10 protein-coding genes and 2 pseudogenes are annotated in these 14,567 nt (G+C 63.8%); 4 read left to right on the top strand and 8 right to left on the bottom strand.

Going from position 1 to position 14,567, the window contains the following annotated elements:
- Nucleotides 1-30 precede the first annotated feature (30 nt).
- Together BJ6T_RS49460 and BJ6T_RS48700 are read left to right on the top strand one after the other, a co-directional pair.
- Nucleotides 31-3,603: a DUF7933 domain-containing protein gene (locus BJ6T_RS49460; protein ID WP_014497399.1), complete on the top strand. Its 3,573-nt coding sequence runs from the start codon at nt 31-33 to the stop codon at nt 3,601-3,603.
- 12 nt (nt 3,604-3,615) lie between these two features.
- A pseudogene (locus tag BJ6T_RS48700) lies at nt 3,616-3,787 on the top strand (flavin-dependent oxidoreductase); the annotation flags it as partial.
- 337 nt (nt 3,788-4,124) lie between these two features.
- On the opposite strand, the gene BJ6T_RS35415 reads toward BJ6T_RS48700, so the two are convergent.
- On the bottom strand, nt 4,125-5,591 hold the full coding sequence (locus tag BJ6T_RS35415; RefSeq protein WP_014497400.1) for an amidase family protein: 1,467 nt from the start codon (nt 5,589-5,591) through the stop codon (nt 4,125-4,127).
- Nucleotides 5,592-6,143: 552 nt separating this feature from the next.
- Between BJ6T_RS35415 and BJ6T_RS35420 the strand changes: the two genes are divergently transcribed.
- Entirely contained in the window at nt 6,144-7,100 is a 957-nt protein-coding gene (locus BJ6T_RS35420; RefSeq protein WP_039228493.1) for a class I SAM-dependent methyltransferase, read from the top strand.
- 53 nt (nt 7,101-7,153) lie between these two features.
- Here BJ6T_RS35420 and BJ6T_RS35425 read toward each other — a convergent pair.
- Nucleotides 7,154-9,230 (bottom strand): annotated as a pseudogene (locus BJ6T_RS35425) (PQQ-dependent dehydrogenase, methanol/ethanol family).
- A gap of 390 nt (nt 9,231-9,620) precedes the next feature.
- Between BJ6T_RS35425 and BJ6T_RS35430 the strand changes: the two are divergent.
- The gene (locus BJ6T_RS35430) at nt 9,621-10,019 is read left to right on the top strand and encodes a VOC family protein (RefSeq protein WP_014497404.1); all 399 of its coding nucleotides are present in this window, start codon (nt 9,621-9,623) and stop codon (nt 10,017-10,019) included.
- 78 nt (nt 10,020-10,097) lie between these two features.
- On the opposite strand, the gene BJ6T_RS49745 is transcribed toward BJ6T_RS35430, so the two are convergent.
- The 6 genes from BJ6T_RS49745 to BJ6T_RS35460 form a co-directional block, all read right to left on the bottom strand.
- Entirely contained in the window at nt 10,098-10,358 is a 261-nt protein-coding gene (locus BJ6T_RS49745) for a leucine zipper domain-containing protein (protein ID WP_014497405.1), read from the bottom strand.
- A 598-nt stretch (nt 10,359-10,956) separates the two neighbouring features.
- Nucleotides 10,957-11,727 carry a sulfite exporter TauE/SafE family protein gene (locus tag BJ6T_RS35440; RefSeq protein ID WP_014497407.1) on the bottom strand — a complete coding sequence of 257 codons (771 nt, stop codon included), beginning with the start codon at nt 11,725-11,727 and terminating at the stop codon, nt 10,957-10,959.
- Nucleotides 11,724-12,980 (bottom strand): CCA tRNA nucleotidyltransferase, encoded by a 1,257-nt coding sequence (locus BJ6T_RS35445; RefSeq protein WP_014497408.1) that lies wholly within the window; start codon nt 12,978-12,980, stop codon nt 11,724-11,726. Before BJ6T_RS35445 ends, BJ6T_RS35440 begins: the two co-directional genes overlap by 4 nt.
- A 10-nt stretch (nt 12,981-12,990) precedes the next feature.
- Nucleotides 12,991-13,254, bottom strand: coding sequence for a DUF6111 family protein (locus tag BJ6T_RS35450; protein WP_014497409.1), 264 nt, complete (start codon nt 13,252-13,254; stop codon nt 12,991-12,993).
- A complete protein-coding gene (locus BJ6T_RS35455) occupies nt 13,251-13,922 on the bottom strand; it encodes a CoA pyrophosphatase (RefSeq protein ID WP_014497410.1) in 672 nt (223 codons plus the stop codon). The genes BJ6T_RS35450 and BJ6T_RS35455 overlap by 4 nt, the downstream gene beginning before the upstream one ends.
- On the bottom strand, nt 13,919-14,530 hold the full coding sequence (locus BJ6T_RS35460) for a DUF1285 domain-containing protein (protein WP_014497411.1): 612 nt from the start codon (nt 14,528-14,530) through the stop codon (nt 13,919-13,921). Before BJ6T_RS35460 ends, BJ6T_RS35455 begins: the two co-directional genes overlap by 4 nt.
- Between the last annotated feature and the right edge of the window lie 37 nt (nt 14,531-14,567).

Below are 14,567 nucleotides of genomic sequence, written 5' to 3' on the forward strand. Positions count from 1 at the left end.
CCTTCGTCGATTCCACTCGGCGGCACATCGGTGCTCACTTTCTCGATCAACAATCCCAATGCTTCGGCAGCGCTCACGGGCGTCGCGTTCACCGATACGTTTCCCGCTGGGCTCACGGTCGTGGCCCTTCTGAGTAACACCTGCGGCGGCACCGCGACCGCAGGCGGCGCCAGCGTCAGCCTTTCTGGCGCAACCCTCGCGGGCTCCGCGTCCTGTACGATCTCGGTCAACGTGACCGGCACCACCATCGGCACGAAGGTCAATGCCAGCTCGAACGTCACCTCGACCAATGGAGGGACCGGCAACAACGCCAGCGCGTCGCTCGAGGTGACCGCACCGGCTCCTCCTGCAATTGCCAAGAGCTACACGCCTACATCGATTATCCCGGGCGGCCTCTCGACACTCAGGTTCACGATCACCAACCCAAATGCTTCGACGGCACTCACGGGGGTCGCGTTCACTGACCCGATTAACCCCCTGCTCACAGTCACGAGCGGCCTGACCAACACCTGCGGCGGCAACGCGACTGTAGGCGGCGGCAGCGTCAGCCTCTCGGGCGCGACCATCGCGGCCGCCTCATCCTGCACGATCTCGCTCACCGTGACCGGCGCCACCCCCGGCAACTATACCAACCTGACCTCAAGCGTCACCTCGACCAACGGAGGGACCGGAAACACTGCAGGTGCGACGCTTACTGTGAGCGGCCCAGGCGTAGTGCGCCCTCCAGGAATTGCCAAAAGCTTCACGCCTGCATCGATTGCCGCCGGCGCCACCTCGACGCTCGCCATCACGCTCGTCAATCCAAATGCTTCGACGGCACTCACGGGGGTCGCGTTCACCGACACTTTTCCCGCGGGGCTCCAGGTCGCGACGCCCAACGGCCTGACCAGCAACTGCCCCGGGATTGTCTCCGCGCCTGCTGGCGGCAGCAGCGTCAGCCTCTCGGGCGCGACCCTCCCGGCCGGACCAACGGCCTGCTTGATCTCGGTCACCGTGACCAGCGCTACCCCCGGCAACTATAACAACACCTCGAGCGTCGCCTCGACCAACGCAGGGACCGGCAACACCGCAAGCGCGACGCTCCAGGTGACCACACTGGCTCCCCCTGGACTGTCCAAGAGCTTCGCGCCTTCGTCGATTGCAGTCGGCGGCACGTCGACGCTCACATTCATGATCAACAATCCCAATCCTTCGACGGCGCTCACGGGCGTCGCGTTCACCGATGCGTTTCCCGGCGGGCTCCTAGTTGCGACACCAAACGGCCTCACGAACTCCTGCGGCGGCACCCTCACCGCGCCTGCCGGCGGCGGCAACCTCAACCTCTCGGGCGCGACCCTCGCGGCCGCCTCGTCCTGCACGATCTCGGTCACCGTGACCGGTACCACCATCGGCCCCAAGATCAATGCCAGCTCACCGGTCAGTTCGACCAATGCAGGGACCGGAGACAACGCCAGCGCGACGCTCACGGTCAACCCCAATACAGCGGTCTCTCCGAGTGTCCAAAAAGCCTTCGGCAGCACCTCGATTTCGGCGGGCGGCACAACCTCGCTAACGTTCACCGTCATCAATCCCAACGCGAGTTTGGCGCTCACGGGCGTCGCGTTCACTGACACGTTCCCGGTGGGGCTCCAGGTTGCTAACCCTACCGGCCTGACCGGGACATGCGGTGGAGGCGCCATCACGGCGGCCGCAGGCGGCGGCAGCGTCAGCCTTTCCGGCGCAACCCTCGCGGGCTCCGCGTCCTGCACATTCTCGGTCAACGTCACGGGAACGACCGTCGGGTCGCTGACCAACGTCACCGACCCCGTCACGTCCACCAACGGCGGAACAGGCAACAGCGCAACCGCCGCCATCACGATCAAGGTGCCGGAGGACAGCCAGCGCTTGCGCGACCTGCAACTCATCGTCACCAAGCTTGAAGCCCAGACCTCGGGCGCCGCGGTCTCCGGCGCGGTCGATGAGGCGATCGGGGATGGCTTTACCGAGTGCGCCGGCCCGCCGATGCCAGTCAAGGCGAACGGTGGCGGCCTGCGCTTCAACTTCGGCTGCGAAGAGCAGACCCGGCCACGACCCCCGGGAATGTCAACCAAGGCGCCCCCGGAGGTCGTGTACGTGCCGAGACCATTGCAGTTCTGGGCCGACGTGCGCGGCAGCGACTGGAACACCAGCCAGCAGACCGGCGACATCCGCGGCGGACAGATCAACGCGCTGTTCGGGGTCACACGTCGCCTCGCGCCCGATCTCCTGATCGGCGCATTCGGCGGCTACGAGAACTTCGACTACACCTCGCAACTCCTCGACGGCCGACTCAAGGGGGACGGCTGGACCGCGGGCGGATATTTTGGCTGGCGTTTCCTGCCGGGGCTGCGCTTTGACGCCAGCCTGGCGCGCTCGGTCATCAATTATAACGGCGTCGCCGGCACGGCGGCTGCGACCTTCCCGGGGCAGCGCTGGCTCGCGACCGCGGCGCTGATCGGAACCTATAAGAACTACGGCTTCGAGCTCGAGCCCTCGCTCAAGGTCTATGCCTTGATGGAGCACGAGAACGGCTACACGGACAATCTGGGCACCACGCAGAGCGAACGCAACTTCTCGAACGGCCGCGCGAGCGCTGGCGCAAAGATCGCGTATCCGTGGCAATGGACGACCACGGTTACCCTCAAACCCTATGTCGGCGTGTACGCCGACTATTATTTCGACCGCGACGACGCGGCGCTGCCGACCGCGACGCCGTTGCCGCCGATCCAGACCCTGCAAGGTTGGTCGGCGCGGGTCACGAGCGGCCTCGGCGCGACGCTGGCAGACGGCCAAAGACTGTCGGTCGATGGCGAACTCGGCGGGCTCGGGAGCAATCAGTTCACCGTATGGTCGCTGCGCGGACGCGCGGCGATACCGTTCGATGCGGCCGGTCTTCCAGCAGGCGCTTATCCCAAGGCCGCCGTTGTGACGTCCCCATTCCATGATTGGAGGAGTGGCTTCTACTTCGGCATCAACGGTGGTGGTGGCTTCGCCCGCAAATGCTGGGATCTTGTTGCGGATGTTTTTGCCAACCTGCCTGGGCCGGAAGGTTGCCATAGCCCGTCCGGCGATACCCTCGGTGGTCAGATTGGTTACCGCTGGCAGTCAGCCAATTGGGTATTCGGAGTCGAGGGCCAGGGCAACTGGGCCAATTTCAGCGGCAGCAATGTGAGCATGCTGTTTGCGCCGGATTTCAATCGTACACGCGTGGATGCGTTTGGTTTGATAACTGGTCAGATCGGCTATGCCTGGAACAACGTCTTGCTCTACATGAAGGGCGGGGCTGCGGTGACCAGCGATAGCTATCACGCCTTCAGTGGCACGACTGGCCTTGCGCTGGCCTCTGCGCGCGAAACCCGTTGGGGCGGCACCGTCGGCGCGGGCGTGGAATTCGGGTTCGCGCCGAACTGGTCGCTCGGCGTCGAATACAACCACCTGTTCATGGGCACTCGCAACGTCAATTTCACGGACCCGACCGGCGCCTTCTTCCAGACAGAAAGTATCAGTCAAGGCGTCGATATCGGTCTGGCGCGCCTGAATTATCGTTTCAGCGAATGGGGCGCGCCCGTCGCGGCCCGCTATTGACCAAGTCTCCTCCTCGTCGAAGAGCGAGCGCCCGACGGTTACAAGGTCGTCACCGACGTGCTGTCGCAGAAGGAGTTGGAAGACATCGCCGCCAACTACAAGCGCTGTCGCCGGTTTCCAGGTCGAGGCGTTGAATGCGAAACCGCCTATCGTTGGCGCCGATGTGAAACGCCCGAGCGCTTGAGACACTGGCACATCCCCCTCTCCCCTTGCGGGAGGCTCGAGCGGACTGCCGTGCCATCGCATTCCGGGCTGGTGATGCGGTCCGATGGTATGCTCCAGGCGGGCCCCAAGTCCGGGATCCGGGCAAATACAGACAGTGTCGGCGGTTGTGGTCGAGCTTCAGCAGCTGTTGCCACCTCGGGCGAGGTGAGGAAGACGTCGGAGCACACGTAGGGTCATCCGGCACACTGCGATTGGCTCATCCCCTGCTCTTCGGCCTGATGGCGTCGACGGTTCCCTGTATCGCTACCAAAATCGCAGCCAAACTGACTGAAAACGGATGCTGGTCGATCACGACGTTAGATCGCACGCGACTCTGCGCCCAAAATGCGTTCGATGCCGCGGGCAAGGTTTAGAAGCCCCCGGTCGCTCCCTAACGGGGCATCCAACTCGAGCCCAATCGGCAGCCCCGCGCGAGACAAGCCAACAGGAAGGCTGACACCGGGCAACCCCACGCTGCTTGCCGACAGGGTGTGGTTCGCCAAAGCGAGGTCGCTGACTTCCTGCCCCGCGATATGGACGGTCGCCTGCTCCTCGATCAAAGGCGCCGTGCGGGGCGTGGTCGGTTGCAGAATGACCAGCGCCCCATGAGAGACGAACGCCGTGTTGAGCCGGCGCTGGATTTCCGGCCGGCTCACGTCGAGCGCCGTCTGATAGGCCTCTGCCGAGGTAGCACCTGCACCACCCGGCAGTACGATGTGCCCCCACGCCTGCCGAAGTTGGGGCTTAAGGCCCTCGTAAATGGCCTCGAACGTGGTCGGGATGTCATGGCGGCGAAGAAACTCCGAAATTTCGCCCATCGTCTCATGAGCGAAGATGCCCCATGTTGCGGTTTGGACGAGGGAATTGAAATCGTCGCCAAGGTCTACTTCAACGATCTCGGCGCCGGCGTCCTGCAAGCGCCGAACCACCTCGCGGAAGCGGGTCTCGACTTCTGAATCCACCAGTTCCAGGAACTGTCGCGGCGCGAAGGCCAGCCGGGCTCCCTTCAGGCCGTAGCCGCCGTCGGAGGACTCCGCAGCCTGTTCGCCGGTCACGACCTGATCCACCAGGATGCAGTCCTCAACGCTTCGGGCGAACACACCCGTCGTGTCGAGCGTATGGGAGATCGGCGCAACGCCGCGGCGCGGCCAACGCCCGGTGGTTGGCTTGAATCCCACGACGCCACAGAACGATGCGGGGACCCGGATGGACCCAACGGTGTCACCGCCCAAGGACGCGGGAACGAGGCCAGCGGCCACGGATGCGGCGGAGCCACTCGAGGAGCCGCCCGACACGCGATCTCGTGCGTGCGGATTCTTCACCTGGCCGTAACGCGCGTTGTGACCGGTCAAGCCGTACGACATCTCGACGAGGTTGTTCTTGCCGAAGACCAAAGCGCCCGCCCCCTTAATGGCCCGGACAGCGTCGGCATCTTCGCGCGGCACGAAGTGAGCGAGACCTTCGACGCCCAGGCTGGTAGGTAGCCCTTTCGTCAAATAACTGTCCTTCACCCCGAGCGGCACGCCAAGGAGCGGGGCCGCCGATCCGGCCGCACGCGATTTGTCTGCGGCCCTTGCGGCCGCCAGCACCCCGGCCTCGTCGATGGTGATGAAGGCGTTCAGTTCGGCAAGCGCTCGGGCGCGCTGTAAAAGCGCCGCGGTGTAGGCCTCCGAGGTGATGTCGCCGTTGCGAACCGCCGCTGCAGCGGCTGCCAGCCCAAGCGAGGCGACATCTGTGGTTGCTCGCGATGCGATGTGGCGTGAAGCCGTGCTCGTCTCGTCCATGAAATCCTCGCTATGAGCTGTTTGGCGGCACGCGGCCGCCGCCCAACCGCGGCATCGGCCTGATGCCATTACGATCATAATATTAAATTACGATCGTAATTCAATAGAAGCTGCGGCCTCGCCGGGGACACATGAGCGTGAGCCTGTCGGCGGCTCCGCAGGGCTATCGCATATGACATCGGACGGCTGCCGGAAAGCTCGGCCTGCATGGTTCGAGACGCCCGCTTTGGCGGGCTCCTCACCATGGGGTTTGATATCTCGCCGTAAAACGCGACCGATCTGAGGGCTCGTGAGGGCTCGCCGCAGGCGGGCGCCTCGAAGGATGGCCGCAGGCGCGCTTTCCAGCCGCGTTGTCTTCATTGCGATAGCCCCGTGCTGCCCCGGACCTCGCGTTCCGTCCACCTTCATTTGAAGGATGACGAGACAATTCGCCGCTGAATGATGGCGAGACAATTCGCCGCAACCACTTTCCACCGAAAGACCCGAATGAGGTCGGGAGAGATGAGCACTTGTCCAGCATGCGGCAGTGGATCAACTGCCAAATTGTTTGAAGTGACCGCAGATCAGGCCTCTCGATCCTTCGTCAGTCCGCGCCAATATCCGGATCGCTCTCGAAAGTTAATAAGCCACCTGTCGCTGCTCTGGGGCCGCGACACCTGCGATATCCGCAAATGCGCGGATTGCGGATTCGGATTTGCAGATCCGTTCGTCGCGGGCGGCGCCGAGTTTTATAACCTGGCGGCGCCGCACCCTTCCTATCCAACCATGAAATGGGAGTATGCGAGGACGATCGAGGAGCTGAACGGCCTCGGCACTTCAGGAAAAACGGCAATCGATGTCGGGGCCGGGTTTGGCTATTTTCTCGATCACATCAAGGACAAACTCTTTCGCGCGTCCGATCTTTACGCGGTCGACTACAACGAAGCAGCGCAACAGGCATTGCGATCGAAAGGCTACAAGACCTTTTCGGTCGACCTTCGGGAGGATGGCTTCACCCCGATGAAGGAGGCCTTCGACGTCATCTTCATGTTCCAGGTGTTCGAGCACATGGACCGGGTGGATGACGTCTTCGCGCGGTTGAAATACCTTCTCAAGGCGCACGGCTCCGTCTTCATCGCCGTGCCGAATGATATCCGAACGCACTACATGGAGGGCCACGGATCGCTCATCGACATGCCGCCGAACCACATCGGCCGCTGGACGAAGGAAGCGTTTGATGCGGTCTGTCGACGACACGGCCTGCAATTGAGCATTTGCGAGCGGGAGCCATTCAACCTCCTGAAGTTTCTCAGGGAAGACATCGTGGACAGCTTTTTGCGCAGGGCGGAGAAACCGGGCAGCGTCAGTGAGTTCGTGCGCGGCCTGCCGCGAAGCAAAGCGCAGCGGATCGGGCAAGCCGTGATCGCACTTGCGCTTTCACCGTCACGCTTGCCGGCATGGGCCTACGCGGCCAGGAACTCCTCGACGCTGGGAAATGCGCTCTGGGTGAAGATCGACAAAGGCGCGTGACGGGCAGCCACGGTCGAACGGGGCCGCTCGCTGCCGCAGCGCCTGCCGGCTGATCACCTGCTCTTCGGTCTGATGGCGTCAACAGTTCCCTGTATGAAGGCCTGGAGTTTCACGACGTCTCCTTCCGTCAACTTGCCGCTGAAATCCGGCATGCCCTGATCGCGGAATGGACCGTGGAAGAGGATATGCCTCAGACTGGTGATCTCTTCGGCGCTGACGTAGCCGAGATTGATGATGTTGCCGCCGCGGCCGACGCCAGGCACACCGTGGCAGGCGACGCAGGCTGCTGCGACATAGATCTCGCCGCCTTCCCTGATGTCCTTCGGATCGTACTTCACGCCCTGCAGCAGACCATCGGTTTGATATTTGACGAACGCTGGCAGCTTCGCCGTGCCGCCGAGTGCGTATGTGTAAATCGTTCCCGGGTTCTGGTACTCGGTCGCGCGGTGCGTCAGGCCGTAGGAGCCGCCCCAGCCGACCGCAATCGAGATGTATTGCCTGTCGTCGACCATGTAGGTTGCGGCGGCCGCCACCGCGCCGGTGCCGGTCGGCATTTCCCACAGCTTGGTTCCGTTTGCCGCATCATAAGCGACGAAGCGGCCATCCGCCGTCCCCTGGAAAACCAGATTGCCGGCGGTGGTCAGCGTCCCGCCGTTCCAACGGCGACACGTGCTCGACGCGCCAGACTTCCTTTTGATGCACCGGATCCCAGGCGAGCAGACGTCCGAATGGGGCCGACTTCGGAGGGTTGAAAACGAAGCCGATATTCCCGCCCAGCAAGCCGCCGAGCTTGCCCGGCGCAGCAGCATTCTGCACGAACGACTTTTCCGGCGACAGATTGACCGGGATGTGCTGCGCCGGAAGGTAGACGAGGCCGGTCAGCGGATTGAACGACATCGGCTGCCAATTGTGAGCCCCGTCCGGTCCCGGAATCGACTCGTATTGATCTGCGTCGCGCGCCGCCGGCAGTTCGATCGGCCGTCCGTTGGCATCGTATCCCGTCGCCCAATTCACATCGACGAAGTTCTTCGCCGAGATGAACTTGCCGTTGGTGCGATCGATGACGAAGAAGAAGCCGTTTTTCGGCGCGTGCAGGATCACCTTGCGCGGCGCACCGTCGATCTTGATGTCGGCGAGGATCATCGGCTGGGTCGATGTATAGTCCCAATTGTCGCCGGGCGTCTCCTGATAGTGCCAGATATATCGGCCCGTGTCGGCGTTGAGCGCGACGATCGAGCCCAGATAGAGATTGTCGCCACCCGACGGACTGCGAAGCTTGCGATTCCAGGGACCGCCGTTTCCCGTGCCGACATAGACCATGTTCAGATCGGGATCGAACGTGATCGAGTCCCATGGCGCGCCACCGCCGCCGTTGATCCAATACTTCCCTGAGGGATCCCAGGTCTTCGCCGCGGCTTCCATCGAGGCGTCTTCAAACGGCTTCGATGGATCGCCGGGCACGGTGAACCAGCGCCAGAGCTGATGACCGGTCTCGCTGTCGTAGGCCGTGACGTAGCCGCGCACACCATATTCGGCACCGCTCTGGCCGATCACGACCTTGCCGTTGAAGACACGCGGCGCGCCGGTGATCGTGTAGGAATGCTCATGGTCGATCAGCGTGTCCGTTTCCCAGAGCTTGGCCCCGGTCGTGGCATCGAGCGCGATCAGGCGTCCGTCATAGGCGGCGACGAAGACCTTGCCCTTGTAGAGTGCGAGGCCACGGCTGACAGCGTCACAGCACCCGCGATAGGTCTTTGACCGGTCAACACCCGGATCGAACGACCAGATTTTTGTACCGGTCCGCGCGTCAATGGCATGGACCACATTCCAGGGGGCCGACTGATACATGATGCCGTCGACGACGAGGGGCGTTGCCTCGATGCCGCGCGATGATTCCAGATTGTAACTCCAGACGAGCCCGAGATCCCTGACGTTGTCGGTGTTGATCTGGTTGAGCTTGCTGAACCGCGTTTCGGCGTAGTCGAGGCCGACGGTCGGCCAATTCCTTGATGTCTTCGTATTGGCTTCAATGAAGTCGCTGTCGACTCTCGAGATAGTCGCCTTGATGCGGTCCGGCTTCGCATCGGTCCCGCTCTGCGCCCATGCACTGGACGGGAGGGAAAGGCCCATAAGGGCAAGAGCGACACTGATCTCGCGGAGGGCAATCTGAATCCTGGACCGGTCGCCCGGCTTTTTTTCAAGCGAATGGCATTCTGCGTTGGATCGTCCCATGCCTCACCTTCCTCCATGCACGCCGAGACCACGATGCGTGCGCATGCTTTCGTTGGATATGAAGCGTCAAACCTGCCTCGACGGTGCTACTGAAGCATTTCAGTCCTGACATGCCCGATTGCAGTTGTAAGAAAGCGTCCTGCGCCGGCGCAGCGGCACGCTCAGGATCAGCATGGAGCCGATCACGATCGCATTTGTGCAGATCGCATCGTGTACTGCTGACAGAATGCTGTCAGCAGGAGGGCGATAGTTTTCCCAGCGCTGAATGCATTAAGAAGGGATTGAGTTGTGAAGTTTGCTTCCACACGTCTGGTCGCCCGCGATATCAAAGCCGTCGTAGGTTTCTACGAAAAGGTAACAGGCAAGAGGGCAGATTGGCTCGCGCCGGTCTTTGCCGAGATCGTCACCCCGGCCGCCACGATCGCCGTTGGAAGCACCGAGACGGTCGCTCTCTTCAAGGAAGGAAGCGCCGAGCCGGCCGCCAACCGGACTGCAATCATCGAATTTGAAGTGACGGACGTGGAGGCCGAGTTTGCGCGATTGAAGGACCACGTCGAAGTGGTGCTCGAACCCAAGATGTTGCCATGGGGCCATTGCGCGGCCCAGTTCCGCGACCCTGAAGGCACGCTGGTTAGTCTGTACACCCCAGTTACCGACGCCGCAAAGCAGCGGCTCGGATCTCGCTGATTGGGGAGTTACGGTGACAGTGCTGGACTGCACCCCTGAAGTGAGACACGCTAATTGCGGTGACAGTTGAGTGCACTGTCACCGTAACTCCAGAGAGATGCCGAGCTCGGGCGCGTTCTGCCAGCCAACGTAACGCTGCCGGCGCAACGCCTCGACGGCTGTGCATCTGTCAGGCAGGGTTTGGCTCGGCAATGAATGGGGCCGTGAAGAGCGATCACGCAACCCATCAACACCTTCGTCCCGGAAGCGCTTGACCCACTCGGCCACCGTCTCCGCTGTCACGTTGAATTGGAGCGCGGCTGCGGCCTTCGTCAGCCCGCCCTCGACAACGCTACGCACCCTGGCCTCTCGCCTTTCGGCGTCTGAGGCGCATTCTTATGGGTGCCCATTTGGTCCTCCGGGGTTGGCTAAAGCTTCGACAACTTCAGCTTCCTCGTTCAGGACCGGATGGACAACTTCCTGAAAGCTCGCATCTAGCCAAGCTACTTAGCTGTCCCCGTCGTAACTCCCGGCGCCGTCGTAACTCCGCGCCGCACTTCGCGCGCGTCACGGCGACCCTCGCGGCGCACCTGGCGCGCGTCGCGGCGATCCTCGCGGCGCTCGCGGCGCCCCTCACGTCGGTCTTGACGCCTTTCCATACCAACGGTCTGCGCCTCCGCGTCAGGGACCATCAGCACGGTCGGGAACGCGGCTATTGCAGTCGCCAAGCCCAAAGAAGAAAGAAGCTTCCGTCGAGAGATCATGACTGTCTCCCTAGCTGGACTGCCCCAAGGCTTAATAGTTTACTCGCTCTGCCCGTCCTCGTCTTGATCTATGTCATCGACCGGATGCACTCACATCCGCCATCCACTTCCGGCCTGGACCTGGAAGGCCATGTTTACGAGTACGAGGCTCGATCCGCGGCCCAGGCGCGAAGGCCCAATCGGGTCGGGATCGTCTACGCGATGAGCTGCCTCGCAGCGGCCGAGATCATCACCAGCCCGCCGGTGATCACCGCGACGTCGAGGATCGCCGTGTGGATATGCAGGGGCATCCGCTCGACGAAGGCCTTGGCCAGGAACGCGCCGGGGATCGCAATTGCGCCGATCAGCAGCGCAAAGGCCAGCACCTGCGCGGTGACGGCGCCGGCTAGGCCAAACACCGAGATCTTGATGAGGCCGGTGCCGAGCGAGATCATCGCATCGGTCGCGATCACGGGGGCGCCTTCGAGGCCCGCGGCCATCAAGAGCGACAGCAGGATCACGCCGGAGCCGGAGGTGCCGCCGACCAGCACGCCGTAACCGACGGAGCCGGCGGCAAGGCCGGTGTCGCCGATCCTGACCTGGCGGCGGCGGAGCACGCGGCGCAGCGGCACGCTCAGGATCAGCATGGAGCCGATCACGAGCGCGGCGCCCGCATTGGTCAGCCGCGTGTAGCCGTAGGCGCCGAGCGCGGTCGTCAGCGCCGCACAGGCCAGCACGATCAGCGCGCGCCGGCGGTCGGCATAGCGCAGATAGGCGAGCGCGCGGCTCGAATTGGTGAAGATCGCGGAGATCGCGATGATCGGCACCACGGGCTCGGCGCCGACCAGTGGCACCAGCACCAGCGGCATCAGGGCGCCGGTGCCGTAGCCGGCGAGACCACCGATGATCGAAGCAAACAACGCCATCAACGCGACCAGCAGGAGCTGAAGGATCGAGATGTCGGCGAAGCCTGAGACGATGGTCACGTTCTCTCATCGCGGCTGACGCGTGCCGCTGCTTGATCGGCGATGGAAGCGAGCGCGGCTTCCTCTAGGGGAAAATCCGCCGCAAGCCAAGCGTCCTCGGCAAGCGTCAGCACGTGCCCGAGCGCGGGTCCTTCCGCCATGCCGCGGGCGATGAAGTCGGCGGCGCGAAGCGGAAATTTCGGCGCAGTCCAGCGCTGCGGCAGCTCGGCGAGCGCACGCCAGCGCGACGATCCGACGTCGCCGCCGGCCCGCGCCCAGCCGAGCAACACGCGATCGTGATAGCGCTCCGCGCCCAGCCGGTAGAGCAACCGCCGCGCATGGGCCTCGTCCTTGGTGGCAAAGCGCCACCAGCGATGCCCCATCGAATCCAGCGCCTTGGCCTCCGCGTTGGAGAGCCGCAGGCGCGTGGCGACGCGCTTGGCATCTTCGGTCACGGCGACCGTCAGGGCGGCGAGCCGCCGCGTGCTGCTTGCCGGCAAGCCAAGCTCTGCCTCGATCGCGATCATGGCCGACAGCGGCCCGGTATAGACGACGCCTCCGCTCAACGCTTGCAGCAACCCGCCATCGGCCATCGCGAGCGCGGCGTCGGAGGCACCGTGAGCGACCAGCAGCTTCAGCATCTCCATGCGCACCCGCTCGGCCGACAGGCTCGCAAGACCCGCGCGTCCCCGGATGCAGGCGAGATAGCCGTCGCGGTCGGGCTCGCCGGCCCCGAAGGCGGCGTGGATGCGGAAGAAGCGCAGGATGCGCAAATAGTCCTCGGCGATGCGCTGGTCGGGATCGCCGATGAAGCGCACGCGCCGCGCGGCCGCATCCGCGATCCCGCCGACATAGTCGTAGACGACACCTCGCGCATCGGCCGACAATCCGTTCATGGTGAAGTCGCGGCGCTCGGCGTCCTTCACCCAGTCGCGGCCGAACGCGACCCTGGCCTTGCGGCCGAAGGTCTCGGTGTCCTCACGCAGCGTCGTGACCTCAAAGGGATGGCCGTCGATGACCAGCGTGATGGTGCCGTGGTCGATGCCGGTCGGCACGCTCTTGATGCCGGCTGCCTTGGCGCGGCGGATCACCTCGTCGGGCAACGCGGTGGTCGCGATGTCGATGTCGCCGGGCACGAGACCGAGCAGCGCATTGCGCACGGCGCCGCCGACCACGCGCGCTTCCTCGCCGTTACCGGTGAGCAGCGCCAGGACGCGCGCCGTCCCGCCGGAGGTCAGCCAGGGCACATTGGCGAGTAGCGGCTCTGCGCTCATGGCCCAGCCCCTATTTTTCCACGCCAGGCACGAGCCTGCCGTTCTCGATATGGGCGGGAACGTAGGTCGAATCCGGTGCGGCGCCGGAGAAATGCGCGAAGCCGATCAACCCCGCGATGACAAGCACGAGCGCGGCCAGGACCAGGCGCGCCACGACGGTGACCGGCCAGGACGATCGCGCGAACAGGCCGGAGCGGGTGGCGGCCAGGAACAGCGCATAGACGGCAAAGGGGATGAGGAAGATTCCGATCTCGGTCAGAACCGGCCGGATCATGATGAGTAGATCCGCTCATACAGCACACGCAGCATCCCGGCCGTCGCACCCCAGATGTAGCGTTCCGCGAACGGCATCGCGTAGTAGAACCGCTCCATGCCGCGGAATTCCTTGCTGTGCACCTGGTGGTTCACCGGGTTCATCAGGAAGGATAGCGGCACCTCGAAGGCATCATCAACCTCCGAATGGTTGATGGTGAGCTCGAAGCCGGGCCGCACCTTGGCGACAGTCGGCAGGATGCGGAAGCCGAAAGCGGTGCCGTAGAGATCGAGATAGCCGATCGGCTCGACGAAGTCTCTGGACAGGCCGACCTCCTCCTCGGCCTCGCGCAAAGCGGCATCGAGCGGCGAGGCGTCGGTCGCGTCGATCTTGCCGCCGGGGAAGGCGATCTGGCCGGCATGGTCGTTGAGATGCGCCGAGCGCTGCGTCAGCAGGATCGTCGGCTCGGGACGGTCGACCACGGCAATCAGGACCGCAGCCGGCCGCACCGGCTGCTCGCGCGCGACGATCTCGAGCATCTTGTCGGTGCCGGGATCGCCCGAGGCGGGGATGATGTTCGGATCGTAGAGGCCGGGCGGCACGTCGAAGCCGAGCCTCGCCTGGGATCGGGCGAAGAAATCGGCCGCGCCGATCACGACCGGACCGCTCTTCAGGATAGGCTTGTTCAAAGTGCGGCCCTCACCTGCTCCGCGTCGGCCATGGCGAAGAATTCGCCGGCCGACTCGACGCCGAACATCGGCTGGCCATCGACCATCCGCTCCTCACCCATGTCAACCAGATCGTAGTAGAGCGCCCGGGTGACCTTGGCCCAGAGATCGGCGCGGACATGCAGGTACGGCGTCAGCCCGCCCTCCCTGGCCTGCTCGAAGCGCAGCCCGTGCGCGGCATCGCAGGTGACCCAGTCGTCGACATTGGTGCGGAAGCGGAGCACGCGATGGTTGTCCTCGCCGTCCTTCTGCATCTCGACCGCCATGAACGGCGCGTCGTCGACGCGAATGCCGACCTTCTCCACAGGGGTGACGAGGAAATGCTTGTCGCCTTCGCGCTTCAGGACCGTCGAGAACAGGCGAACCAGCGCAGGGCGGCCGATTGGCGTGCCCATGTAGAACCAAGTACCGTCGGCAGCGATTCGGATGTCGAGATCGCCGCAAAACGGCGGATTCCACAGATGCACCGGCGGCAGGCCCTTCGTGGCACCTTCGGCATTGGCGGCACTTTTGGCGGCGGCAGTCAGCCCCTCAAGACCTCGATCGGCGCTCTGCCCTTGGTTCGCCATGGTTTACCCTGACTTTGTCCGTTGGCACGATTGGTGC

This window comes from Bradyrhizobium japonicum USDA 6 (assembly GCF_000284375.1).
In the GTDB taxonomy this organism is placed as follows: Bacteria; Pseudomonadota; Alphaproteobacteria; order Rhizobiales; family Xanthobacteraceae; genus Bradyrhizobium; species Bradyrhizobium japonicum.